Origin of the sequence: Streptomyces sp. NPDC006174, from assembly GCF_040614075.1 — a bacterium.
GTDB lineage: Bacteria > Actinomycetota > Actinomycetes > Streptomycetales > Streptomycetaceae > Streptomyces.
The window spans coordinates 45,857-69,716 of the sequence record NZ_JBEXTJ010000004.1 but is presented as its reverse complement, the minus strand read 5'-3'; the positions used below and the strand labels follow the sequence as shown (position 1 = coordinate 69,716).

Sequence of the window (23,860 nt, the reverse complement as noted above, 5' to 3'; positions counted from 1 at the left end):
CAGGAGGAGTGGCGTCAGTCACCCTGGACGATCCCGGCCCGGTAGCCGTCCGTCACGATCCGCCGGGTGGCGTGCTCGTAGTACTCGTCATCCTTGGGCAGCTCGGTCGCGAGGCCGCTGACGTAGCGGTTGTACATGCAGAACGCCGCGGCGATCAGGATGGTGTCGTGCAGGTCCGTGTCGTCAGCGCCCTCGGCGCGGGCCGCCGCGATCGCTCGATCGGAGACCGGACGCGCGGCGCTGCGGACCTCTGCGGCCACGCCCAGCAGCGCACGGAGCCGCCCGCTGATCGGCGCGGTGCCGGGATCGGCCAGCACGTCCCGGACCAGTTCCCGGCCCCCCGCCAGTTGCGAGGCCGCGAAAGCCCCGTGCGAGGAGGCACAGAACTCGGTGTCGTTGAGCCGCGAGACGTACGCCGCGATCAGCTCGCGTTCGCCCGGTTTGAGCGAGGACGGTGCCCTCAGCAGAGCATTCGCCAGGTCACCCAGCGGTCCGCCGGTGTCGGGCCGGTGGACCATCAAACCGATGATTCCGGGGAGATCGTTGTTCAGCGCGATGTGGGGCACGGCTCGTCCTCCAGGAGAAGGGGGAGACAGATGTGCGGTGAGAATCGCGTGGCCGCGGAACGGCAGGGCCTTCGCGTTGCGAGGAAGTTAGTGAACCCTCCGGTCGGTGGCAACCGTGCGTCGAGGAGTGGAAGCTCCCGCTGTCGCGGCCGAGCCTGCGACCGGCCATGAGCACAGAACGACCGGGCCCTTCCGCGATCATGTCCCTGAGCAGCGGCATCTGCTCGGCGCGCACCGGGAAGGCCGGCGCCGCGCACGCCGGGAGCGTGCACCGGACCGTGCGCCGGCCTGCGGGCGTCCGCGAACAGGTCCCCGAAGGAGAGCACTTCGGAAGAAGCCGTCCCGTGTGCGGTGCTGGTGTAATGGGCCACCGTTCCCCGACCGTGGAGGTTCAGGCATGGCCATCAGCACGGGAGCGTCACCCCACGCCCTGCGGGGCGGACTCGACTCGCTCAACGGCCGACACCATCAACTCGGCCTGCGGTTATTCCTGTTCATCGTCGTAGCGCACTGGGCAGAGCACCTGGTCCAGGCCTACCAGATCTATGTCATGGGCTGGCCGATCCCGGAGGCGCGCGGTGTCCTCGGAATTCCGTTCCCGTGGCTCGTCACGTCGGAATGGATGCACTACGGCTACGCCCTGGTGATGATGGTCGGCCTGTTCCTTTTGCGTCCGGGTTTCACCGGCCGCTCGGGGACCTGGTGGAACGTGTCGCTCGGGATCCAGGTGTGGCACCACTTGGAGCACCTGCTGCTCCTGGTCCAGGCGCTCGCGGGCGCGAATCTGCTGGGCAAGGCCGCTCCGACAAGCCTGATCCAGCTGATCATGCCCCGGGTGGAACTGCACCTCTTCTACAACACCCTCGTGACGGTCCCCATGGTGGTGGCGATGTACCTGCACACCCGCGCGAACCGGCCGGACAACGCCGCCGCACGGTGCTCTTGCGCGCCGCGGGAATGAGCGTATGGCCACCGGCGGGAGAAGGCCCTCCGGGTTCGTCTCCCTCCTGCTTCTGCTGGCTGGAATCCTGCTCTTCTGGATGACGGTGCCGAATCTCGGCACCGCCGCCCGAGCCGCAACCGCGGACGGGCCGCGGGGCACCTTCACCGCCGCCCATCTCGTGTGCGTGGGTCACTCCGGGCACACCTCATGTGAATGGTCGGGAACGTTTCGCTCCGACGACGCCACCGTGGAACTCACGGGCGTCAAGCTCTACGGGAGCGGCCGGGACACGTTCGAGGCCGGGCAGACAGCGCCGGCCGTGGACGTGGGCAACGTGGGGCGGGTCTACGCCCCGACCGGTTCGCGGTCGTGGATCATCACGGTCGTCCTGGTGGTGGTCGCCTATGTACTACTTGTGGCCGTGGCTCGTCGGCATCTGATGCCTCCGGCCTCCCCTGGAGAGAAGGGCCCGCTCCATCACGACGCGTTGTAGGTAGCAGGTCAGCAAGCGGGGACACGTCCGGGACGCGTGTCCCCGCTTGCTGACCTGAGGGGGCACCTGATGCCCCTGACCTGCGGCGGCGCCACATAGTCAGCTCTCGGACTTGAACATGGTTCGCAGCATCGAGGTACTCCTGGACGTAGGCTCCCTGCCTACGTTTTTGCAGGTCAAGGGCTGTTTTCTCACCCTTCGACGAGTCACGCGCCCAGGCCGCGTTCCGCAGATCCTCCAGGAACCATGCTGACCACTTGCCGACTCTTCTCGTGCTTCGCCAGGTGGCACGGAGAGGACACACTCCCCCCTCCGAGCTCCACCACGACGGCGCCGCAAGCGTACGCGGCTGTGGCTCGCGGGTATCCGTGATCACCGTCACCCCGGCCGCCGCTGTGCACCATCACGAGGTCCTCGGCATGGTCCGCGACGACCGTGTCGATACGGCCCTCGTGCACTGCTCCGGCCCAGCCCTCGATGAGCGCTCGGATCTGCTCGGCGTTGTCCCGCATGGTTCTTCAGTCCTCTCGGTCTCCGTCTGCGTGTGCGCAGGGAAGGTGCGGCATCGGTGGTGCAGCCTCTTCCACAGGAGACGTCGAAGCTGATGGCGTTCGCTCGACATACGGCGGCGCGTCACGGCGCGAGGGCCCGCGCAGAACTCTCACCGAGGACCATTCGGTGAGAAGCGCCTTGCCGTCACCACCGCCCGGCGCCGCGCCCCGTCCCTCGATGTCGCGTGCCGGTCAGTTCTGGGTGAGCATCTCCTTGCGGAGCTTGGTGAGCAGCCGGGCCAGCAGCCGGGAGACGTGCATCTGCGAGATGCCGAGGTGTTCGCCGATCTGAGCCTGTGTCATCTCCTGGCCGAAGCGCATCGCGACGAGCTCCCGGTCCCGGTCGTCCAGCCGGTCCAGCAGCGGCGCCAGGACGTGCAGGTCTTCGACCAGTTCCATGGCTGGGTCGACGTCACCCTTGATGTCTCCGTAGGTGACCGTCTCGGCGCTGTTCTGCTCGGCGCCGATGGGCAGATCGAGGGAGCCCGCGGTGTAGCCGTTGGCGGCTATGAGTCCCTCGATGACCTCCTCCTCGCTCATGTTCAGGTGCTCGGCGAGTTCGGCGACGCCGGGGTCACGGCCCAGGACGGAGGTGAGACTCTCCTTGGCCTTGGCCAGGGCCACGCGCAGTTCCTGCAGACGGCGCGGTACGTGGACGGCCCACGTCGAGTCGCGGAAGAACCGCTTGATCTCGCCGACGATGTACGGGATCGCGAAGGAGGTGAACTCGACCTCGCGCGACAGCTCGAAGCGGTCGATCGCCTTGATCAGCCCGATCGTGCCGACCTGGACGATGTCCTCCATCTCGCCGCTGCCACGGTTGCGGAAGCGCTTCGCCGCGAAATGCACCAGCGACAGGTTCATCTCGATCAGCGTGTTGCGGGCGTACTGGTACTCGTGGGTGCCTTCTTCGAGCACCTGCAACTGCTCGAAGAACAACGACCCCAGCGCCCGTGCGTCCTTCGGAGCGATCTTCCCGGGGTCCTCGATCCGCGGAAGCGCCGCAGGAGTGGCGGTGGCGGTTGCACCGTGGTCCAAGGCGGCGGAGAGCGGAAGGCGTTGGGATGTGGTGGACATGCGCGTCTCCCGATGACTGCTGTTCATGGACAACACGGGAGGGCACCGACAAGGAACACCTCACGGCGGCCGGATGCCGCTCCCGCGAGTGTGTGCCTGTCTGCCCAAGCACGTCGAGCCGACGTATGTCCCCGATCGACGTTCTCAAACACGGCCGCCTGTCCGCTCTGCGCGTCGGAGGCCGGCAGACCGCCCGAAGGCAGTGACGGAACAGTGGGCAGGATGTGCGACGCGGTGGGCGTGTGCCCTTGCCGCCGAGGCAACGAGCCGTGGCGGCAAGGGCACACACACGGTCAGTGTCCGGCGACGACACCCGACAGCTCGTTGGTGCTCTTCGGCAGGGTGACCGAGGTGATCTTCTTCCCCGTTTCGAGGTCGATGGCGTGCAGCGCCTTCTTGCCGGGCTCGGAGACGTACGCGACGTGTCCGCGCACGAACAGCGTGGGCCTGGCCTGCTGCCAGTCCAGCGGCTCCTGCCACTCGCCCACCGCAGGGATCCTCTTCTCGATCCTGCCGGTGGCCGGGTCGATCACGTGGAGGGCGCCGTCGGTGCCGAGGACCAGGGCCTCGCCGTACGGGCCGCGGGCCAGCGAGCGGAAGGAGTAGCTGGTGCCCAGGTCGACGAGGCGCACCTTCTTCTTCTCGGTGTCGATGAGGGAGACGCGCGTGGGACGTTCCAGCTCGGCCTCGGGGTCGGTCTTGTAGTCGCCCAGCAGCACGGGCGAGGCGTCGCTGCCGGCCTGGTTGCCGATGCGGCCGTAGTCGTCGGGAGAGTCGATCTTGGTGAACTCGCCGTTCTGGTAGATCAGGATGCCGTCCTCGCAGCCGACGCCGACGGCCTCGTTCTCGGCGGCGGCCTCGCCGTGAACGCCGGGGCAGTCCTCGTTCCGGGCGATCTCCTTGTTGTTCCGGTCCAGCACCAGCGCACCGGTGCGCTTCTCCTCGGTGCCCAGGGTGCTCACGAGCTTGCCGTCGGCCAGTTCGATGGCGACGCCGTGGTGCGGCTCGGCGGAGGTGTAGGTGCGCCCCGCCGGCTTCTTGCCGCTGCTGAGTGCGGTGGGGTCGAAGACGTTGACCTCTCCGGTGCCGTCCGTGAAGAGCACGGTCTTCGCGGCGTGGCGGACGACGTGGCCGGGCTTGGCACCCTGGTACTCGATACCGGTGAGAGCCTGGTCGGTGGCGTCCAGGACGCGGAATCCGCTGTCGGTGGAGACCACGACATGGTCCTTGTCGCCTGCGGGGTTGACCCGGTTGAAGCCAGGCAGGTCGATGGTCCTGGCGAGCTTCAGGCTCTGGCCGTCGAGGATGTACAGGCCGCCGTCGAAGGTGGCGACCAGCGGCTCCTTGACCGCCACCGCGGGCGTGGCGCTCGCGGTTCCGTCGGACGTGGCGTCGGTGGAGGAGGAGCTCTCTCCTCCGCAGGCGGTCAGGACCGTGGAGATGGCCAGGGCCATGGCCGTGCCCGTGAGAGCTCTGCCGCGTATCGACTTGTTCATCACGATGTTCCTTTCTGCACCGCGCGGTGGCGGCATGGGGGTACGAGGAGTCGGCGCCCGATGGGCGGGTGTTCCGGGAGGCTCGGAGGATCAGGTGCCGGTCAGGCCGGTGACCATGGCGGTGGTGTTGGCGCGCATCATCCGCAGATAGGTGTCGGCGCCCGCGCCCTTGGCGGTCAGGGACTCCGAGTGGAGTTCGACGACACGGATCCCGCCGCCCATCTCCGTTCGCAGTACCTCGGCGAGCCGTCCGGGCCGGGAGGAGTCGGCGAAGACGGTGCGTACGCCTCCTCTCTCCATCGCCTCGGTGAGGGAGCGCAGGTCCGAGGAGCTGGGTGAGGCCAGCGTGGTGCCGCTGGGGATGACCGCGCCGATCACCGCGAAGCCGAAGCGGTCGGCGAGGTAGCCGAAGACGTGGTGGTTGGTGACCAGAGCTCGGTGGTCCGCGGGGACTCGGCCGAAGGACTTCTCCATCCAGGTGGTGAGGTCGGCGAGGCGCTTCGCGTAGCGGTCGGCGTTGGCGCGTATCGTGCCGGGGTCCACACCGTCGACGTGCTCGATGACCTGGTCGGCCATCAGCCCGGTGACCTTGCGCATCCGGTCGGGGTCGGTCCAGAAGTGCGGGTCGGGCTGCCCTTCCTCGCCCTCGGGGCCGCCGTCGTCGGCGGTGTGGAAGGTGAGCGGGTCGGCCGCCTCGCCGGCCGCGAAGGTGGCGACACCGGACGCGCGGGCGGCGTCCACGTGCCGCAGGACGTTCTCCTCCAGGCCCAGGCCGTTGTGGACGACCAGGTCGGCCTGTTCCAGCTCGGCGGCCTGCACCGCTGACAGCCCGAAGGAGTGCGGGTCGGCGTCGGGCTTCATCAGGACGGTGACGTCGGCCTCGCCGCCGACGATCTCGCGGGTGACGTCGCCGAGGATGTTGGTCGTGACGACGATGCTGGGCCGGTCGTCGCCGGTGGTGCAGGAGGTGACGGTCACGGCCGTCACGAGAGCGAGCAGACTCGCGATCAGACGGCGCAGGCGAGCGGTGCCGGCCCGTCCACGATGCTGCTCCTCGGTTCGGCTCATCGCCCGGCCTCCACCATGAGGACCGGTTTGACGTCCAGGTCGAAGGAGCGCGCGATACGCAGGCCGTCGTTGTAGTCGATCTCGAACACCTTTCTGCCCTCGGGGTCGTTGACGTAGGCGCGGCTGCGGTCGACCTCGATGACGGCGGCGCCGCCGCCGGAGTCGTCCTGCTTCTCTCCTGTCAGCAGCGGCCTGGTCCGTGCGGTCTGCTTTCCGGTCGCGATGTCATAACCGTGCACCGAGCCGTCCGTCTGCAGAACGAGCAGCGGGGAGCCCTCGCCGGCCGTGTTGACCGCGACGACGGGCCCGGTGGCCACCCGCTTCCAGGCCCGCTCGGTCACGTCGAGAACCCAGACCGCGTCGTCTCCGGCCTTGGCGGTGAGCGTGTCGCTGCCGGGCCGGTGGTGGAAGGCGGTGGCTCGTTCCTGCGCCGGGACGTGCTTTCCGTACGGGATCTTCTCGGCGGTGAAGGCGCCGTCCTGCCTGCCCACGAGCAGGGCGCCGTCGGCGCAGCCGAGGATCACGCCGCGCCGGGTGACGGCGTCTCCACGGGGCGCGTCGCACGTCACGTCCGGGGAGGCCAGGCGTTCGCCTTCGCGGTCGAGGACGACGAGTTCGGTGGCGTCGCCCTCTTTCGCGAGGGCGAGCAGGTGTTCCTCGTACGGCACGACGGCGCCGGAGTACGTGCCGCTCAGCGTACGGGACGTCGCGATCTGCCCTCTCTCCAGCTTGCCGCGGTCGTAAAGGACGGTGCGGCCGTTCTCGTCGGTCACCGCGGTCACGGCGACATCGCTGCGTATCTGCGCCTGGCTGCCCACAGGAAGCTCACCGACGTCCCGCGTCGACGCGCTGTAGTAGTGGACGTGGTCTCCGTGGTCCACCATCCAGGCGCCACTGTCGAGCACATGGGTGCCACCGGGCGCGTGGAGATAGCCGAACCTGCCGTCCGTGCCCAGCCGAACGGCGTCCTTCACCTCGGCCGTCCTGCGCACCTTGCCGGTGACGAGGTCGAGAACCCTGGTGTCGCCGCTGGCGGGGTCGTTCAGGAGGAGCCGGGACTGCTGCTCGGCGGCCTCCTGGGCTCCCTCGACGTACCCGTGCGGAGTGGCGGACGAGGGGCGCGCGTCGGGCTGTGCGGCGTCGCGCTTCTCCCCCGCGCAACTCGTGGTGAGCAGCGCGGTGACCACCAATGCGGCCGATGCCCATGGAGTGACGTTTCTGCGGATCATCATGATGGTCGCCTCTGGCTTCTTTCAGTCGACTTGGAGCAGGGGTGCCGTGGAGCGGGCCTGGCGCGTACGCCGGTCGCGCAGGCCGGACAGCACGTGGGACAGGAAGAACAGGCTCACCGCGAGGGCCGCGACCGTCGCGCCGGCCGCGGTGCTCAGGTGCCAGGACAGCAGCAGCCCGCCGAAGGTGGCCAAGGCGCCGAGCAGGGCGGCGAGCACCATGACTCCGCACACGGAACGAACCCAGGGCAGAGCGGCCGCCGGTGGCGCGATGAGCAGTCCGAGGACGAGCAGCGTTCCCACGATGTGGAACGAGGCGACGATCGCCAGGCCGAGGAGGCCGAGGAGAACCGCGTGGGCCAGGCGCGGCCGCAGCCCCAGGGTGTGGGCCTTGCGTGAGTCGAACGCCAGGGCCAGGAAGGCCCGGTGGCCGAGGACCGACACCGCCAGCGCCGCGAGCAACGCCGCCGCGAGCACGAGGAGATCCCTCTGCCTGACGGCGAGGACGTCCCCGAAGAGAAAGCCGGTCAGGTCGACCGCGAAGGACTGTGAGCGCGACACGATGATCACGCCGAGCGAGAGCATGCCGACGAACAGCAGCCCGATGCCGGTGTCCTGCGACAGCCTCGGCGTACGGCTCAGTGCGGTGACACCGGCCGTCATGACGGCGGCACTGACCACCGCACCCACCATCAGGTTGCCCCCGAGGAGCGCGGCGACCGCGACGCCCGGCAGCAGCCCGTGGGACATGGCGTCACCGAGGAAGGCCATTCCCCTCAGCACCACCCAGGCGCCCGCCGGCGCACAGATGGCGGATACCAGCATCCCGCCCCACAGGGCCCGCTGCACAAAGGTCACCTCGAACGGGACCGTCAACCATTCCATGCGCCGGACACTACAATGAAAATCATGTTCAACAAACCACGCCTCTCGCCCGTCCCGCCTCTCGATCGGACCGTTCCGCTCCGCTTCTCGGAGCTGTGCGCCGGCTATCCAGGGCGCCCGGTACTCCATCAAGTCAGCGGAGAAATAACCGGGTTGACCACGACGGCGCTCGTCGGCCCGAACGGCAGCGGCAAGTCGACCCTGCTCGGCGTGCTCGCCGGTGTGATCAAGCCGACATCCGGCGACCTCTTCCGCACCGGTGACCGACCGCCCGCCTTCGTGCCGCAGCGCGGGGCGGTCGGCGACACGCTTCCCCTCACCGTTCGGCAGACCGTGGAGATGGGGCGCTGGGTCGAGCGCGGCCCGTGGCGCCGGCTGACCGCACGGGACCACGCGACCGTGGACGCGGCCCTCGACCGGCTCGGCATCGGCGACCTCGCCTCACGCCAACTGGGCGAGCTGTCGGGCGGGCAGCGTCAACGCGCGCTCATCGCCCAGGGGCTGGCGCAGGAGTCGGACCTCCTGCTCCTCGACGAGCCGACCACCGGCCTGGATCCGGAGGCCAGGGACCGGATCGGGGTGCTGCTGGCGGCGCTCGTCACCGACGGGGTGACGATCGTCCAGGCCACGCATGATCTCGCGGCGGCACGCGCGGCGGACGCCTGTCTCCTGCTTCAGGACGGCCGCCTCGCCGGGCAGGGGCGACCGGACCAGGTCCTCACGACGTCGTCGCTGACCCAGATCTGGCAAGCGCTCTGAGGAGCGCGGCACACGCAGCCGCGAAGGCCAGGACGACATGCCGAGCGGCGCGTAGGACTCCGCGCCTTCCCGATGAGGCGGCCGATGACCGGGCCGTACACGTCGGAGGCTCGCAGGGACTCACCGCCGGGCGGGAACAAGCATTCCTGCGTCCACACCCGTCCGCAGGTAGTTCGCTACGGCCCGGTCGAAGCCACAGGGATTCCGGGCGGACAGAAGCGGCCAGGAAGAGCAGCAACGCCGGTCGTGGCGGGGCCAGGCGCAGCGGATGCGGACGGTGAGCCGCAGCGTTCCGGCTCCGTCACGCCGCTCTTCGCGGACCGCGATCCGGTCCGTGTGCCCAAGTTCCACTCGTGTGCTGTCGGCCGATCAGGGCACTTCCGACATTTCCTCGTGTCTTATCTGACTTTTGCGACGATTCATGGCATCACTTAGGCGATCAGGTGATCAGTACGACAATCATCTCGCCTTGAAGGAGCCTTCATGCGCATCTCCCGTTCCGTCCGCTCCCGCAGTGTCCGCACGGGCGCCAAGGTGACCGTCGCAGTCGCGGTCGCCGGCGCCACCCTGGCCGGAGCACCGGCCGCCTACGCGGCCCCCGGCGACAGCGGTGACATCGACATCAGTTCGGTCAGCTGGCACTCGCGCGGCGACCGCGACGGGGTCCAGGTCTGCAAGTTCGTGCTGTCGGCGAGCAACTTCGAGTCGTTCCCCTCGGTCCCCTGGACGATCACCGAGCAGCCCCCGACCGTGCCGCCGGGCACCACCCTGCTGGACACCCTTCCGCTCATCAACGGCAGTGCGCGCAGTGAGACGTACCGGCTGCCGGAGGGCACGTACCAGCTGGTGTGGGTCGTCCCGGCGGGCCCGAAGCAGAAGAGCTTCAAGGTCGAGTGCCCCGACCGCGGTCACGGCGGCGGCAAGCCTCACAAGCCGCAGCAGCCCATCGGCGGGGTCCCCGCGGGCGGCGGCGGTGTCCCGGACATGGAGCCCATCAGCTCCGACAGCGGCTCGAACGCCGGAGCCGCGGCCGCGCTGGTCGCCGGGGCCGCAGGAGCCGCGGGCCTGATCATGATGCGTCGGTCCGCTCGTCGCCGTGCCCGTGGCGAGGCGTGACGTCCGCTGCCGACGGCGACGACGACGAGGACCGACACGCGCGTGCCGTCTCACCATGACGCTGTGCGTGACGTTCTCTCTGGTGGCCGGCATCGTCTGGGTGTCCTCGGACTCCTCCGAGGACACCCGGACGGTCACCGCCGCCCGCGGCAGCGACGCCGCGGGCGGCGGGTCGGAGCCGTTCCGGCGGGCACCGCACACACCGGAGAAGCACGTGCCCGCCTCGCACGCGCCCCTGGTGCCCTCCCGCCCCCTGAAGGTCGCCATTCCCGCCATCTTCATCGAGGCGCCGGTCACCGGACTCGGCCTCGACACAAAGGGCCGGCTCGGAGCTCCACCGTTGAGCAAACCGAAGCTGACGGGCTGGTACGAGAAGGGGCCGTCGCCCGGTGAGGACGGCACGGCCCTGCTCGTGGGCCACCGGGACACCAGGACCGGCCCCGCCATCTTCCTCAACCTCAACGCGCTACGCCGGGGCGACAAGGTCAACGTGGTGCGCGCGGACCGCAAGACCGCGGTGTTCACGGTGGACGCGGTGAAGACGTACACGAAGGACAAGTTCCCCGACGACAAGGTGTACGGGGACACCGGGCGCCCCGAACTCCGGCTGCTGACCTGCGGCGGGCGTTTCGACGAGAAGGCGGGCTACTCGGCGAATGTGGTGGTCTTCGCCCACCTGACATCACTGAAGAAGGCGGCCTGAACGCCGCCTCAGGCTCGGCCGGTACCTTGAGGGCGAGGTACCGGCCGCCTGCACGACCGAGGACGGGGGCCGGCGCGCTCAGACGTACACGCCGTCCCGAACAGCCGGCCCGCACGGCCGTGTCGAGCGCTGTGAAGGCCGACTTGCCGTGTTCCGTACCGAGCCGGGATACCGCTCGCGGGGGTCAGCCGCCGAACCTTCACACAGTCCGTTCGGGAATCGTCGGCAGAATCGTCTCGGCGATGTCGAGGAGCGCGCTGTCGGCCGGCAGGGCTCCGGACTCGCTCCACACCGTGATGTCGCAGTAGCCGCCCGGTCTTTCCCGTCGAGGGCCACGGACAGCGTTCTGGCCAAGGGGCCTTGCCCGACGGGTCCGCCGGCTCCACTGCTCCCGAGATCGATCTCGATCGCCATGGTGTGATCCGAGGAGAGGACCGCGGGCCGGTCGAGGACCGAGAGCGTCTTGACGTCCGTCGACCGCCCGAATTCCATCAGGTTCACGTACTGGTCGATCGACAGCTCGTTGTACGTGACCGAGACGTTCACGGTGTAGGTGTCGAACTGGACCTCGGCCTCCGGTTGGGCGACCTTTCCGTCGGTCAGCGGTGCGGTGTCGCTGGTGCCGGATGCCACGGTCGCGGTCTCCGTGGGTGTGCCGAGGAGCCGGGCCAGATCCGGTCTGTTGAGCGCCTCGCACAGCTCGTCACCGGTGACGGCCCGGGGCGTCTTCTCGTACGCGCTCGGCAGCGCCTCGCCTTCCTCGCGCGAACACGAGGCGGCCTGCGGTGTGCTGTCCTCCTCGGAGGGCAGCAGTTGCGGGCCCAACCACAGCGCCGCCCCGAGTACCGCGAACAAGGGCACGGCCGCGACGGCCTGACCCCACGCGTTGGGCTCCTTCCTCGGAACGGCCGAGGCGACACGCCGCCCCGCTGAAGGCCGCGGCTGCGGCTGAACAACAGCGTCGGGCGCCGCGCCGTCCGCGAGCGCTGCCGTCCTCGCGTCCCGGCGGAGGCGGAGCGCCCGGATCACCATGTGGACACGCACCGCGGTGAACACCAGGAACACCACGCCGATCCCGGCTGCCGGCCATTCGCCGTCGCGGACGGCGAGATACAGGATGCGTACGCCGAAAACCGACCCGACCACGATGAACAGAGGCTCACGGACCCAGAAGGGCAGGAGCCGGAGGAGGAGACCAAGCACCCGGCGATCTCACCAGGACAAGACCGCCTCGGCTGTAACGGAAGACCCGTGATGAACGAAGGCTTTCGATGCGATCGGTGCAGCAGATCGCGCTGTACGCCGTGTCGGCTGTCCAGACAGCGTCGCCGGATTGCCGTGCAGGGTCGCCGCAAGGAGGGTGAGGCCGTGAGACGAACGGTAAGCGCCGTGGGTTCGGCGAGCGCGGAGAGGGTCTGGCAGCGGTACGTGCGGACGGCTTGCTGGCCGGTGTGGGCTCCGCAGATCCGGGCCGTGAAGGCGGAGGTGGAGCTGAGGGCCGGGATGCGCGGGCGGGTGGTGCCGCTGGTGGGGCCGGGCGTCGACTTTCTCGTCGAAGCCGTCGACCACGAGGCGCGCACCTGGTCCTGGCGGGTTCGGGTGGGGCCGGTGCGGATGCGGCTGTGGCATGCCGTACGGGATCGGGCACCGTTCGGAGCGGAGACCGAGCTGCGCATCGATGGGCCGGCGGCGGTGGTCCTGGTGTACGCGCCGTTGGCTCGTCTCGCTCTGCGCCGGCTGGTGTCACCTGGGAACGGCGAGCGGTCCTGCTGACGGAGCGATGTGCTGCCCGGGCGTTCCGCGGGCGGCCTTTCGGGGCGGATGGGACACTCGCCGCATGACCGGAGACGGGCAGCAGAAGGACCAGCGGCTCGAACAGGCCATCCTGGAGTTGCTGGACGGGCGCGCGCCCGACGCCACCATCTGCCCGTCCGACGCCGCGCGAGCGGTGTACGACGGCGACGACGACGGCTGGCGCGCGCTCATGGAGCCGGTTCGCCAGGCGGCGCGGCGGCTGGTGGCGGCCGGGGAGGTGGAGATCACCCAAGGTGGTCGGGCCGTCGATCCGGATGAGGCGCGTGGGCCGATCCGCCTGCGGCGTCTGCGCTGAGGCGGGCGGACGGCGAAGCCGTTATGCCGCCCGGTGGATGGGCTCCGCCCCGCCCGTCAGCGGCAGGCCAGTGCCTCCACGCCTCGCCGCGACGATCTCCGCGGCGATGGACAGGGCCGTCTCCTCCGGCGTACGGGCTCCGAGGTCCAGGCCGATGGGTGATCGCAGCCGCACCAGCTCGTCCTCGTTCAGCCCCGCCTCGCGCAGCCGCCGCAGCCGGTCCTCATGGGTCCGGCGTGAGCCCATCGCGCCGACGAACGCGGCCGGCCTCCGCAGCGCCTCCGTGAGCAGCGGCACGTCGAACCGCGCCTCGTGCGTGAGCACGCACACCACCGTCCGCCCATCCGTACGGGTGCCGCGCAGATAGCGGTGCGGCCAGTCGATGACGACCTCGTCCGCCTCCGGGAAACGGTCGCGGGTCGCGAAGACGGGCCGGGCGTCGCACACCGTGACGTGGTGGCCCAGGAACTTGCCGGCCCGGACCAGGGCCGCCGCGAAGTCGACGGCACCGAACACGATCATGCGCGGCGGCTCCACGCTGCACTCGACGAGCAGCGTGAGCCCGCCGGGACAGTGCGAGCCGTCCTCGGAGACGGTGACGGTGGCGGTGGCGGTCCGACCGGTGTCCAGGAGCGCCTGGGCCTCGGCCGCCGCCGTACGGTCCAGGTCGGCGTGGCCGCCGAGCCCGCCGGTGCGACTGCCGTCCGGGCGGACCAGCAAGGCCCTCCCGAGCAGCTCCGCCGGGCCGTGTACCACTCGGGCCAGAGCCGCGGCCTCGCCGGAGGTGGCGGCGGAGAGCGCGGTCCTCAGTACCGCCCGCTCCGGTGAGTCCGTACGGACCGGCGTGACCAGGATGTCCAGGACTCCACCGCAGGTCAGGCCGACCGCGAAGGCGTCCTCGTCGCTGTAGCCGAAGCTCTCGCGGACGGACCTCCCGTCCTCCAGGGCCTGTTGGCACAGCTCGTACACCGCACCCTCCACACAGCCGCCGGAGACCGAGCCGATCGCCGTGCCCCCGCTGTCGACGGCCAGCGCGGCGCCGGGACCGCGCGGAGCGCTGCCGCCGACGGAGACGACGGTGGCGACCGCGAATTCCCGGTCCTCGGCCAGCCAGCGGTGGAGGTCGTCGGCGATGTCAAGCATCCGCCGCTCCCCCGCTCTCGGCGGGAGCCGCCGATGCCGTCAGGATGCGGTCCGGGCGGATCGGCAGGTTCCGATGACGTACGCCGGTGGCGTGCCAGACCGCGTTGGCGACGGCCGCCGCCGCACCGACGATCCCTATCTCGCCGACGCCCTTGATCCCGACCGGGTCGTCCGGGTCGTGGTCGTCCACCCAGTCCGCCTCGATGTCCGGCACATCGGCGTGCGTGGCCACGTGGTAGCCGGCCAGGTCCGGACTGTAGTGGCGGCCGGTGTTCCGGTCGCGGACCGCCTCCTCGTGCAGGGCCATGGAGATGCCCCACGTCATGCCGCCGACCAGCTGGTTGCGGGCGGTGAGCGGGTTGACGATCCGGCCGGCGGCGAAGATGCCGAGCATGCGGCGGACCCGGATCTCACCGGTGGCGGTGTCCACGGCGACCTCCGCGAACTGGGCGCCGAAGGAGTGCCGTTCCTTCTGTGCGAGAGCGCGGAGAGCCTCGGTGGTGTCGGAGCGTACGGTGATCCCTTCCGGCGGAATGTCCGGGCGCCGCCGCGAGCCGCTCCCTGAGTTCGGTGGCGGCCGCCGTGATCGCCCAGGCCCAGGAGCGGGTGCCCATCGAACCGCCGGCGATCATCGCGGGGCCGAAGTCGCTGTCACCGATGCGGACGTGGACCCGCTCCGGCGTGGTCTCCAGCGCGTCGGCGGCGATCGAGGTCAGCGCGGTGCGGGCTCCGGTGCCGATGTCGGCGGCGGCGATCCGTACGGTGAAGGAGCCGTCCGCCTCCGCCGTGACAAGGGCCGTGGAGGGCATGGCTCCGGCGCCGAAGGAGGCCGCGGCCGTTCCGGTGCCCAGCAGCCAGCGGCCGTCGCGGCGGATGCCGGGGCACGGGTCGCGGTCGGCCCAGCCGAACCTGCGCGCGCCTTCGTGAAAGCAGGCGGCCAGGTTGCGGCTGCTGAAGGGAAGGCCGGAGACGGGGCCCACCTCGGGCTCGTTGCGCAGCCGCAGTTCGATCGGGTCGAGACCGGCGCGTTCGGCGAGTTCGTCGAGGGCCGCCTCGATCGCGAACGAACCGGGCGCCTCGCCCGGTGCCCGCATCCAGGTCGGGGACGGCACGTCGAGCCGTACGACGTGGTTGGCCGTGCGGTGGGCGTCGGCGTCGTACATGACCCGCGCGACGCCCGCGCTCGGCTCGACGAACTCGTACACGGTGGAGGTCTGGTTGAGCGAGCGGTGTTCCAGAGCGCGGAGCCTGCCGTCGGCGTCGGCGCCGAGCCTGACCCGCTGGGCGGTGGGGCTCCGGTAACCGGCCAGTGAGAACGTCTGACGTCTCGTCATGACCACGCGCACCGGCCGTTGTAGCGCTGTGGCGGCCATGACGGCGGACACCTGGTGGGCGCGCAGGCCCTTGCTGCCGAAGCCGCCGCCGATGTGTTCGGAGCGCACCCGCACCGAGGACGCGTCGAGCGAGAACATCGTGGCCAGTTCGGACTGGACCCAGGTGGTGCCCTGGTTGGAGTCGACGACCTCCAGCCGTCCGCCGTCCCACATCGCGGTCGCCGCGTGCGGCTCCATCATGCTGTGCTGTTCCTCAGGAGTGGTGTACTCCTCGTCCAGCACGACTGCGCAGGAGGCGAGTTGGGCCTCCAGGTCGCCCTTCTCGGTCTCCGCCGGCATGTGACCGGCGGCGGCGTAGGCGGCGGGGTCGTCGGCGGTCAGTACGGTGGTGTGCGGCTCCTCGTCGTACGTCACCACCAGCGCCTCCGCCGCATCCCGGGCCTGTTCGGGCGTCTCGGCGACGACCAGGGCGACGGGCCAGCCGGCGAACGGCACCTTGTCGTCCTGGAAGACGGCGGCGGCCGGGTCCGGCGCAGTGTTGAGCATGCCGACGTAATCGGTGTGCAGGCGTGGGGCGTTGGCGTGGTGGAGCACGGTGAGGACGCCCGGCAGGGAGAGGACCGGGGCGGTGTCGATCGCGACGATGCGGCCTCGGGTGACGGTGGAGAGCACCAGCCAGCCGTGGGCCAGATCGGCGAAGGGGACCTCTCCGGCGTAACGCGCTGCGCCGGTGACCTTGTCGCGGCCCTCGACGCGGGTACGGGCCGTGCCGACGGCCGCCGCGCGCAGCGCCCTGGGGCCCGGTGTGGTGGTGGTCATCGGACGCCTCCTTCGGCCAGTTCGGTGAGGACGGAGACCACGAGGTTGCGCATGAGGGTCACCTTGTATCCGTTGTCGGGCAGCGGCCTGGCGGCGGCGAGTTCGGCGTCCGCGGCGGCGGCGAAGGTGTCGCCGGTGGCCGGTGCGCCCGCGAGGACGGCTTCGGCGGTACGGGCACGCCAGGGCCGGGAGGCCACGGCACCGAGCGCGAGCCGGGCCTCGCGTACGCGCCCGTCCTCGATGGCGAGCGCGGCGGCGACGGAGCCGATAGCGAAGGCGTACGAGGCGCGTTCACGCACCTTGCGGTAGCGGGAGTTGGTAGCGACCGGTGCTGAGGGCAGCGTGATGTGGGTGATCAACGCGCCGGGCGGCAGAACGGTTTCGCGGTGCGGGGTGTCGCCGACGGGGAGGTAGAGATCGGTGAGCGGCACCTCGTCCGGCCCGTCGAGGGTCTCGTACGCGACCTGCGCGTCGAACGCCGTCAGGGCAACGCCCATGTCGGACGGGTGGACGGCCACGCAGTGGTCGGAGGCGCCGAGGACCGCGTGGTTGTGGTGCTCACCGGCGACGGCCGGGCAACCACTGCCCGGGACACGCTTGTTGCAGGGCCCGCTGGCGTCGGAGAAGTAGCCGCAGCGGGTGCGCTGGAGCAGATTGCCTCCGACGGTGGCCATGTTGCGCAGCTGTCCGGAGGCGCCGGCCAGGACGGCCTGGGCCAACGCCGGGTAGCGGCGGCGGATTTCGGGATGGGCCGCGAGGTCGCTGTTGGTGACGGTGGCACCGATACGCAGACCGCCGTCCGCCGTGGACTCGACGCGGTCCAGCGGCAGTTCACGTACGTCGACGAGCAGAGCCGGTCGTTCGACGCCGGTCTTCATCAGGTCGACGAGGTTGGTGCCGCCGCCGAGGAACCGAGCCTCCGGGTCGGCCGCGAGCAGCGCGACCGCGCCGCTGACGTCGTGTGCGCGCTGGTAGCCGAATTCCTTCACGCGGCTGCCTCCTCGACCTCTGTCGTACGGGCCTGTTCATGGGCCTGGGCGCCACGGGCGACGGCCTGGACGATGGAGACGTACGCGCCGCAGCGGCACAGGTTGCCGCTCATCCGTTCGCGGATCTCGTCCGGCGTCAGGGGTGGTGGCGCGGACTCGGGCCGTACGTCGTCGGTGGCGGCGCTCGGCCAGCCCGCCGCGTGCTCCTCGATGACGGCGATGGCCGAGCAGATCTGGCCGGGCGTGCAGTAGCCGCACTGGTAGCCGTCGAGGTCGAGGAAGGCCTGCTGGACGGGGTGCAGGTCGTCGCCGTCCGCGACACCTTCGATGGTGGTGATCTCGCGTCCCTCGGCCGCGACGGCGAGGTTGAGGCAGGCGACGGCGCGACGCCGGTCGATCAGGACGGTGCAGGCGCCGCACTGTCCCTGGTCGCAGCCCTTCTTGGTGCCGGTGAGATCGAGGTGCTCGCGCAGTGCGTCGAGCAGTGTGGTGCGGTGGTCGACGGACAGGTGGTGCTTCTCGCCGTTGATGTTCAGGGTGATCGCGCTGGTGGTCGACGAGGATGCTGGGGCCATGATCAGCCTTCTTCGGTGTCCGGTGACAGGAGATCGGCGTCGCGGCAGCGGTCCGGGGCCGCCCTGGGGTTCGGGCCCGGGAGCCGCCACCGGGTGCACACCTGTGGCGGGCCGCGCTAAGGTGGCCCTAACCGGACTACTGTCCGCTTCACCATTCAACGTAACGGACAGCTGTCCGCTTAACAAGCACGGGATTCGGCCACGAACCCGTGGAGGAGGATGCGTGTCCCAGCCGAGGAAGGACGCGTCCGCGCGTTCGGACGCGCCGGCACGTTCGGACGCGGTGCGCAACCGCGAGCGCATCCTGCACGTCGCCATGGCCGAACTGACGGTGCGTCCGGACGTCCCGCTGAGCACCATCGCCAAGAAGGCGGGCGTCGGGCAGGGCACCTTCTACCGCAACTTCCCGCACCGCGAAGCGCTCGTGCTGGAGATCTACCGCTACGAGATGCAGCAAGTGGCCGACGCCGCACCCGAGTTGCTCTCCAGCCGCGAGCCCGAGGCGGCTCTGCGTGAGTGGATGGACCGGCTCGCAGGGTTCGCCATGACCAAGGCGGGCCTGGCGGACGCGATCCGGCTGGTCACCAGCGCGCCCGGCGGTCCGGCCAAGCCCGGACCCGCGCCGGTGCTGGAGGCCGCCGGAACGCTGCTCCGCGCCAACGAGGAGGCCGGCACCATACGCGCGGGTGTGACGCCGGACGACTTCTTCCTGGCCATCGCCGGCCTCTGGCAGCTCGATCCGCGAGAGGACTGGCAGCCGCGGGCAGCCCGGCTGCTGGACTTCGTGATGGACGGGCTGCGCGCGGGTGCGCCGGGCCGCTGAGTGGTGCGGTGCCGATGGCTCACCTGCGGCCGACCGCAGTCGGCGGCTCCGGGTCCTCGTCGGTGAGCTCGGGTTCCAGGCCCTCCGCCACACTCGTGGGGCGGCGGCCGGAATCCGTCCGCCACGCCTCGAAGGCCCAGCCGGTCAGGACCACGACGGCGGCGCCCAGCAGCCATCCGCCGATGACGTCGCTGAACCAGTGCACGCCGAGCGCGATCCGGGTGAAGCCCACGCCCAGGACCGACACCGCCGCCACACCCCAGCAGAGCGCACGCCAGGGTCGCGGGACCATCGGCAGCAGCACCAGGAGCAGCACGGCGCACGAGGTGGTCGCCGTCATCGCGTGGCCGGAAGGGAAGGAGTAGCCGGGCGCCTGCGCGACCGGATCCTCCAGCGACGGCCTCGCCCGCTCCACGACCACCTTGACGAGCACACCGGTCAGCGCGCCGCCGGTCGCCGTCACCGCGGCCCAGGCGGCGAGGCGCCAGGCCCGCCGGTACAGAAGCCAGAGCGTGAGCAGCGCGACGGCGATGCGCAGGGTCGCCGGGTCCCACACCCAGTCGGACAGGATCCGCAACGTACCGGTCCACGCCGGGTGTTCGATCGCGAACTCGTGCAGCCGACGAGCCGCTCCCGCGTCGACGCGCCGCAGTGGCGGCCAGCTCGCCTCGACGAGGACGAGGACCAGCGCGAAGGGGATCGCGGCGGTGGCCGCGGCGGCCACGGCTCCCAGCAGGCGGACGCCGAACCGGCGGTCGGCGCGGCGCGTGCGCTGCTCTGCGGCGGGCGTGGTGGTGGTGCGTGTCGGCATGTCAGGTTCCTGGATCGGCGGTGATCGGGCCGGGCTTTCCCGCGCGTACGGCTTCGAGCTGCGCGGCGAAGGACAGTCCGAGGAAGAGGGAGAGGGAGGTGAGGTAGGACCACAGGAGCAGGGCCATGAAGAGGCTCAGCGGGCCGTAGACCGTGTCGAAGGAGCCGCTGAGCTGGAGGTAGAGGCTGAGCAGCCAGGTCAGCAGGGTCCAGAGCACCAGGTAGACGGCGGCGCCGAAGGCGAGCCAGGTGTATCCGGGCTGCCGGCGGCGCGGCGAACGCCGGAAGATCGCGCTGGCGGAGATCAGGGCGAGCAGCAGGCCGAGCGGGATGCGGAGCAGGTCCCAGGCCGTCCGGGCACCGTCGCCGAGTCCGTAGACGCTGGTGGCGGCTCTCACGAAGTCCCCGCCGGCCACGATCATGATCGAGGCGATGCCGAGCGGTATTCCGGCGCTCAGCGACATGACCAGGCCGCGCAGGTACTTGCGGTGGAAGACCCGGTCCCGCTCCACGCCGTAGATCCGGTTGGCGCCGCGCTCGATCTGGCACATCGCCGTCGTGACGTTGACCAGGGAGAAGAGGAGTCCGAACCAGAGGGCGATCTCGGCTCCGTCGCCGTCGCCGCGCCGGTTGCGGTCCAGCGCCTGGTCCACCACGGAGGCGCTCGGCCCCTCGCTCATGCTGCGGATCGTCAGCTCGGCGAGTCTGCCGACGTTCTCGGTGTGCAGCGCGGTGGAGAGGCCGACGAACGCGATGACCAGCGGGACGATCGCCAGGATCGTCTGGAGGGCCAGCGCACGGGAGTGGCTGAAGCCGTCGGCGTAACGGAAGCGTACGAAGGCGTCGCGCAGCAGGGGCCAGCGGCCGTACCGGCGCAGCGCCACGAGGGCTTCGTCGGCGGAGAGTTCGTCGCCGGTCATGTCGTGGGTGACCGGCACCCGGGTCGCGGTTCCCATCACTTCTCCCCGGCGGGCGGTGGGACGGTGGTCTTCTTCGTTTCCTGGCTGGTTGCCTGCGCTTCTCGCCAGGTTCTCTGCGTTCCTCGCCGGGTTCCCTTCGCTTCTCGCCGGGCGAGCGGCAGGACGGCGGGTCCCTTCGTTTCCCGTCCGGCGGGCAGCAGGACGGTGAGGGCGCCGGGTCTGACCTCAGCGGTGATCCGCCGGCCGGGAGCCACGGGGTCGCCGTCGACTTCGCGGGGCTGGGGCCGGCTGAAGGTCAGTTCGGCTCGGCGGAAGGTGAAGAACTCGACCGGGCCGCGATGTGCCGCGGGCGCGGACCCGGTTGCGGTGGGCCGCGATCCGCGCAGGAGCACGCCCGCCGCCCGTAGCCAGCCGCCCGCGCCTCGGGGGTCGAAGAGCGCGAGGTCCAGCAGTCCGTCGTCGGGCCGGGCGCCGGGGACGAGGGCCGTGCCGCCCTGGACGGTGCCGATGTTGGCGATGAGGACCATGCGGGCGGTGCGGTGCAGCGCCGGTCCGCCGTCGAGCGTGACCGCCAGCCGCATCCGGGGTCCCCGCAGTTCACCGAGCCCGGCCAGGACGTAGGCGGGCCAGCCGAGCGCCGACTTGGCGCGGTCGGAGGTGGACTCCATCACCGCCGCGTCGAGTCCGGCTCCCGACATGGCCGTGAAGTGCGTGCGGGCGATGCCGTCGCCGCTGATGGCGCCGAGGTCGAGCGCGCGGGGCTCGCCGGTGAGTCCGGCGGCCAGCGCGTCGACCGGGTCGAGGGGCAGGCCGAGGTTCCGGGCCAGCAGGTTGCCCGTACCGCAGGGCACGACGGCCAGCGTGACACCGGTACCGGCCAAGGCGTCGGCGACCGCGCGGATGGTGCCGTCGCCGCCGCACGCCACCACGAGGCCCGCTCCGCCACGGATGGCGTCAGCTGCCTGGCCGCCGCCGGTGTCGTGCTCGGTGGTCTCGACGAACGTCACGCTGGTATGGCCCCGTTGCGCGAGGACGAGCCGCAGCCGGTCGCGGGTCGCGGCGTCGGTGACGGTCGGATTGACGATGACCACGGCGGGCTCGCGCCGCGGACCCGGCCGGCTCTCGGCGGCCGCCACGGCGATGTCCATCGCGTCGGCCGGCGGCCGTGCGGCCCAGGCGTCGTCGGCCAGAACGGCACGACCGACGACGAACAGCGAGAGCGCGCCGTTCAGCAGCCCCGCCACCACATCGCTGGGATGGTGCATGCCACGGTAGAGCCGGGCCAGCCCCACCAGGAGCGGGATCAGCAGCAGGAGGACGGCGACCAGCCTGCCCCAGCGGCCACGGACCCGGGACAGCACCAGGACGGCGAGACCGGCGTAGAGCGCGGTGGCCGCTCCGGTGTGCCCGGAGGTGTAACTCGACGTCGGCGGCGAGGCGTCCAGGCGCTCCGCATCCGGACGCGTCCGGTCCACGGCCTCCGTGACGAGCAGGAAGACCAGGGACTGGAGCCACACGGCCAGGGCCAGGAAGAGCGCCGCACGCCACCGGGGAAGCGGAGGCACCACGAGGAGGGCCAGGCAGCACAGGGCGGTGACGCCGACGACGGTGGCGGTGTCCCCGGCCCCGGAGGCGATCGCCGATGCGGTGGTCAGTGAGTCCGTACGTACGCGTTCGAAGGCGTCGGTCAGCGCGTCCTCGGCCGAGAGCGGCCACAGGTTCCGCGCCGGCCCGGTGATCAGCAGACCGAGGCCGGCGATCATCGCCGCCTGGCAGACCGCGAACGCCGCGATCCGCGCCACGGCGCGGCCGGCGCCGCTGCGCAGGGCCGGCGAGTCGCCGAGGGGCGGCGGAGCTGGAGCTCCGGACAGGTCGGCGGCTCTCGCGGGCGTGGTGGTCTCCATCGGATCCCCCGGGTCCTCCGCCGGACGGCGGGCCGGGGAAGCCTGTTCTTCCCGGCGTTACGCCGTCTTCCCTGACGGTGGCCGGACAGACCTGCGGGATGGCGGCGGCCGCCGTCGGACGCCCGTGGGGCGGATGAGGCACCGCGAAGTGGAAGGGTTTCCTCTGCAATGTCCAGCCTTTGCCTGGCGTGCGAACCGCCGCCACGGCCGACGGCTTCGACGCCGACTCCGGCCCGACCTGCCAGTACTGGAGCACGTACGGCCACCAGGGCGACGGCGGGTACGAGACGCTCCGCGTCAAGGCCGGCACCTACGGACCGAGCTTCGAGCAGGTCCGCTGAGGCCTGGCCGCACTACCAGCGCACTTCCAGCCGTCGTGGGCTGCGTGAGGTCGTGCCGGTGCGCCAGATGACGGCGTCCACGGGCTCCGCCAGGCGCAGGCCCGGGAAACGGGCGGCCAGACGGTGCAGGGCGAGCTGGAGTTCCGTGCGGGCCAGCCAGGCGCCCAGGCAGTAGTGGGCGCCGGCTCCGAAGGACAGGGTGGGGGCCTCCAGCGGGGCGAAAAGGTCGTCGCGGGTGTGGCGAGGGAAGACCTCCGGGTCGCGGTTGGCGGCGCCGCAGTCCGCCAGGACGACCGCGCCGGCCGGGATCACCACTCCACCGACCTCGACGTCCGCCGCGGCATGGCGTGCCGTTCCGCGGTCGTCGCCGAGCGGGACGAGGTGGATGAGCCGGTCCGCCACCCGGCCGGCCGCCTCCTCGTCCGCGCCGATGCGGGGCCAGCTCTCCCGGCGTTCGCCGAGGAGGTAGAGCAGCGCGTTGCCCAGCATCGTCATCGTGCTGTCGTGGCCGCCGACGACGAGCCCGCACACCAGGCTCACCAACTGCGCCTCGGGCAGCCCTCCTTCCTCGTCGGCGGCCCGCACCAGGCTGCTGATCAGGTCGTCGCAGGGGCCGCGCCGCCGCTCGGCGAGGAGCTCCGCGCCGAACGCGCTGAACTCCTTCAGTACGGCCTCCACCTCCTCGCCGTCGTGCGAGCCGTCCGAGAAGGCATGTTCGCTCCAGTGGCGCATCCGGTCGCGGGCGGACGCGTCCAGGCCCATGAGCCGGCTGATCACCGCCACCGGAAGCGGAAGGGTGAACTCCTCGACCACGTCCGCCGGTTGTCCGCGTTCCTCCAGCCGGTCCAGGCGCTCGTCCACGATCGCGGCGATCCACGGCCGCCACCGGGCCACGGCCCTCGGCGTGAACGCGCGGCGCAGGGTCCGGCGCAGCCTCAGGTGGTCGGGGCCGTCCTGGTTGAACATCAGGTCGGGGTTGTTCACGAGGTCCGGTACGTCGGAGAGGGCGGGTGCGTCCGCCGCGTACAGCCGGGACCGGCCGAAGCGCGGGTCGGAGAGCACCTGGCGGACGTCCGCGTACCGGCTGACCAGCCAGGCCGGAGCTCCGCCGGGCAGCTCGCCCGGCCGGGGCGGGCCCGGCTCTTCGAAGCTCAGGCGGTGCAGAGGGATCAGGGACGGATCGGCGGTGGTCATCGTGAACTCCTC

The 23,860-nt window shown here is 71.0% G+C and carries 22 protein-coding genes and 3 pseudogenes; 9 read left to right on the top strand and 16 right to left on the bottom strand.

What is annotated here, in order from left to right:
* Positions 1–14: 14 nt before the first annotated feature.
* Complete coding sequence (locus ABZ267_RS10280; protein WP_356753506.1) at positions 15–566, bottom strand: carboxymuconolactone decarboxylase family protein; 552 nt, start codon at positions 564–566, stop codon at positions 15–17.
* A 397-nt stretch (positions 567–963) separates the two neighbouring features.
* On the opposite strand from ABZ267_RS10280, the gene ABZ267_RS10275 reads away from it, so the two are divergent.
* Both ABZ267_RS10275 and ABZ267_RS10270 read left to right on the top strand, forming a co-directional pair.
* Entirely contained in the window at positions 964–1,527 is a 564-nt protein-coding gene (locus ABZ267_RS10275; RefSeq protein ID WP_073777719.1) for a hypothetical protein, read from the top strand.
* Positions 1,528–1,531: 4 nt separating this feature from the next.
* Entirely contained in the window at positions 1,532–2,002 is a 471-nt protein-coding gene (locus ABZ267_RS10270; protein WP_356753504.1) for a hypothetical protein, read from the top strand.
* 401 nt (positions 2,003–2,403) lie between these two features.
* Here the strand turns inward: ABZ267_RS10270 and ABZ267_RS10265 are convergent.
* The 6 genes and pseudogenes from ABZ267_RS10265 to aztB form a co-directional block, all read right to left on the bottom strand.
* Positions 2,404–2,514: pseudogene (locus tag ABZ267_RS10265) on the bottom strand (DUF4440 domain-containing protein); the annotation flags it as partial.
* A gap of 231 nt (positions 2,515–2,745) precedes the next feature.
* Positions 2,746–3,630 (bottom strand): SigB/SigF/SigG family RNA polymerase sigma factor, encoded by an 885-nt coding sequence (locus ABZ267_RS10260; RefSeq protein ID WP_356753502.1) that lies wholly within the window; start codon positions 3,628–3,630, stop codon positions 2,746–2,748.
* A 293-nt stretch (positions 3,631–3,923) separates the two neighbouring features.
* The gene (gene aztD / locus ABZ267_RS10255; protein WP_356753500.1) at positions 3,924–5,126 is read right to left on the bottom strand and encodes a zinc metallochaperone AztD; all 1,203 of its coding nucleotides are present in this window, start codon (positions 5,124–5,126) and stop codon (positions 3,924–3,926) included.
* A 90-nt stretch (positions 5,127–5,216) separates the two neighbouring features.
* Complete coding sequence (gene aztC / locus ABZ267_RS10250) at positions 5,217–6,194, bottom strand: zinc ABC transporter substrate-binding protein AztC (RefSeq protein ID WP_356753498.1); 978 nt, start codon at positions 6,192–6,194, stop codon at positions 5,217–5,219.
* The gene (locus ABZ267_RS10245) at positions 6,191–7,426 is read right to left on the bottom strand and encodes a hypothetical protein (protein ID WP_356753496.1); all 1,236 of its coding nucleotides are present in this window, start codon (positions 7,424–7,426) and stop codon (positions 6,191–6,193) included. The genes aztC and ABZ267_RS10245 overlap by 4 nt, the downstream gene beginning before the upstream one ends.
* Before the next feature lie 21 nt (positions 7,427–7,447).
* Positions 7,448–8,308, bottom strand: coding sequence for a zinc ABC transporter permease AztB (aztB, locus tag ABZ267_RS10240; protein ID WP_356753494.1), 861 nt, complete (start codon positions 8,306–8,308; stop codon positions 7,448–7,450).
* Positions 8,309–8,323: 15 nt separating this feature from the next.
* On the opposite strand from aztB, the gene aztA reads away from it, so the two are divergent.
* The 3 genes from aztA (at position 8,324) to ABZ267_RS10225 (ending at position 10,886) form a co-directional block, all read left to right on the top strand.
* Positions 8,324–9,067, top strand: a complete 744-nt coding sequence (gene aztA, locus ABZ267_RS10235) for a zinc ABC transporter ATP-binding protein AztA (protein ID WP_356753492.1) — start codon at positions 8,324–8,326, stop codon at positions 9,065–9,067.
* A 483-nt stretch (positions 9,068–9,550) separates the two neighbouring features.
* Positions 9,551–10,183, top strand: coding sequence for a hypothetical protein (locus ABZ267_RS10230; protein ID WP_356753490.1), 633 nt, complete (start codon positions 9,551–9,553; stop codon positions 10,181–10,183).
* 55 nt (positions 10,184–10,238) lie between these two features.
* On the top strand, positions 10,239–10,886 hold the full coding sequence (locus ABZ267_RS10225; protein WP_356753488.1) for a class F sortase: 648 nt from the start codon (positions 10,239–10,241) through the stop codon (positions 10,884–10,886).
* Positions 10,887–11,085: 199 nt separating this feature from the next.
* Here the strand turns inward: ABZ267_RS10225 and ABZ267_RS10220 are convergent.
* Positions 11,086–12,089, bottom strand: a pseudogene (locus ABZ267_RS10220) (DUF6215 domain-containing protein).
* Positions 12,090–12,254: 165 nt separating this feature from the next.
* Here ABZ267_RS10220 and ABZ267_RS10215 point away from each other — a divergent pair.
* Both ABZ267_RS10215 and ABZ267_RS10210 read left to right on the top strand, forming a co-directional pair.
* Positions 12,255–12,659, top strand: a complete 405-nt coding sequence (locus ABZ267_RS10215) for an SRPBCC family protein (RefSeq protein WP_356753486.1) — start codon at positions 12,255–12,257, stop codon at positions 12,657–12,659.
* Between the two features lie 64 nt (positions 12,660–12,723).
* Complete coding sequence (locus ABZ267_RS10210) at positions 12,724–12,996, top strand: DUF3253 domain-containing protein (RefSeq protein WP_356753484.1); 273 nt, start codon at positions 12,724–12,726, stop codon at positions 12,994–12,996.
* A 21-nt stretch (positions 12,997–13,017) separates the two neighbouring features.
* Here the strand turns inward: ABZ267_RS10210 and ABZ267_RS10205 are convergent, their stop codons facing one another.
* From ABZ267_RS10205 to ABZ267_RS10190, 4 genes and pseudogenes are all read right to left on the bottom strand, one after another.
* A complete protein-coding gene (locus ABZ267_RS10205) occupies positions 13,018–14,139 on the bottom strand; it encodes an XdhC/CoxI family protein (protein ID WP_356753482.1) in 1,122 nt (373 codons plus the stop codon).
* Positions 14,132–16,292 (bottom strand): annotated as a pseudogene (locus ABZ267_RS10200) (xanthine dehydrogenase family protein molybdopterin-binding subunit). The gene ABZ267_RS10205 and the pseudogene ABZ267_RS10200 overlap by 8 nt, the downstream one beginning before the upstream one ends.
* A complete protein-coding gene (locus ABZ267_RS10195) occupies positions 16,289–17,281 on the bottom strand; it encodes a xanthine dehydrogenase family protein subunit M (protein WP_356753480.1) in 993 nt (330 codons plus the stop codon). Before ABZ267_RS10195 ends, ABZ267_RS10200 begins: the two are co-directional and overlap by 4 nt.
* On the bottom strand, positions 17,278–17,856 hold the full coding sequence (locus ABZ267_RS10190) for a 2Fe-2S iron-sulfur cluster-binding protein (RefSeq protein ID WP_356753478.1): 579 nt from the start codon (positions 17,854–17,856) through the stop codon (positions 17,278–17,280). Before ABZ267_RS10190 ends, ABZ267_RS10195 begins: the two co-directional genes overlap by 4 nt.
* 223 nt (positions 17,857–18,079) lie before the next feature.
* Here ABZ267_RS10190 and ABZ267_RS10185 point away from each other — a divergent pair, with 223 nt between their 5' ends.
* Positions 18,080–18,679 (top strand): TetR/AcrR family transcriptional regulator, encoded by a 600-nt coding sequence (locus ABZ267_RS10185; RefSeq protein ID WP_356753476.1) that lies wholly within the window; start codon positions 18,080–18,082, stop codon positions 18,677–18,679.
* 19 nt (positions 18,680–18,698) lie between these two features.
* Here ABZ267_RS10185 and ABZ267_RS10180 read toward each other — a convergent pair whose 3' ends face one another.
* The 3 genes from ABZ267_RS10180 to ABZ267_RS10170 are packed head-to-tail and all read right to left on the bottom strand — an operon-like array spanning position 18,699 to position 22,313.
* The gene (locus ABZ267_RS10180) at positions 18,699–19,490 is read right to left on the bottom strand and encodes a phosphatase PAP2 family protein (RefSeq protein ID WP_356753474.1); all 792 of its coding nucleotides are present in this window, start codon (positions 19,488–19,490) and stop codon (positions 18,699–18,701) included.
* Between the two features lies 1 nt (position 19,491).
* Positions 19,492–20,445: a YhjD/YihY/BrkB family envelope integrity protein gene (locus tag ABZ267_RS10175; protein WP_356753472.1), complete on the bottom strand. Its 954-nt coding sequence runs from the start codon at positions 20,443–20,445 to the stop codon at positions 19,492–19,494.
* Positions 20,445–22,313, bottom strand: coding sequence for a diacylglycerol kinase family protein (locus tag ABZ267_RS10170; protein ID WP_356753470.1), 1,869 nt, complete (start codon positions 22,311–22,313; stop codon positions 20,445–20,447). Before ABZ267_RS10170 ends, ABZ267_RS10175 begins: the two co-directional genes overlap by 1 nt.
* A 188-nt stretch (positions 22,314–22,501) precedes the next feature.
* On the opposite strand from ABZ267_RS10170, the gene ABZ267_RS10165 reads away from it, so the two are divergent.
* Positions 22,502–22,654 (top strand): hypothetical protein, encoded by a 153-nt coding sequence (locus tag ABZ267_RS10165; protein WP_356753468.1) that lies wholly within the window; start codon positions 22,502–22,504, stop codon positions 22,652–22,654.
* A 12-nt stretch (positions 22,655–22,666) separates the two neighbouring features.
* On the opposite strand, the gene ABZ267_RS10160 is transcribed toward ABZ267_RS10165, so the two are convergent.
* A complete protein-coding gene (locus ABZ267_RS10160) occupies positions 22,667–23,848 on the bottom strand; it encodes a cytochrome P450 (RefSeq protein WP_356753466.1) in 1,182 nt (393 codons plus the stop codon).
* Positions 23,849–23,860 lie beyond the last annotated feature (12 nt).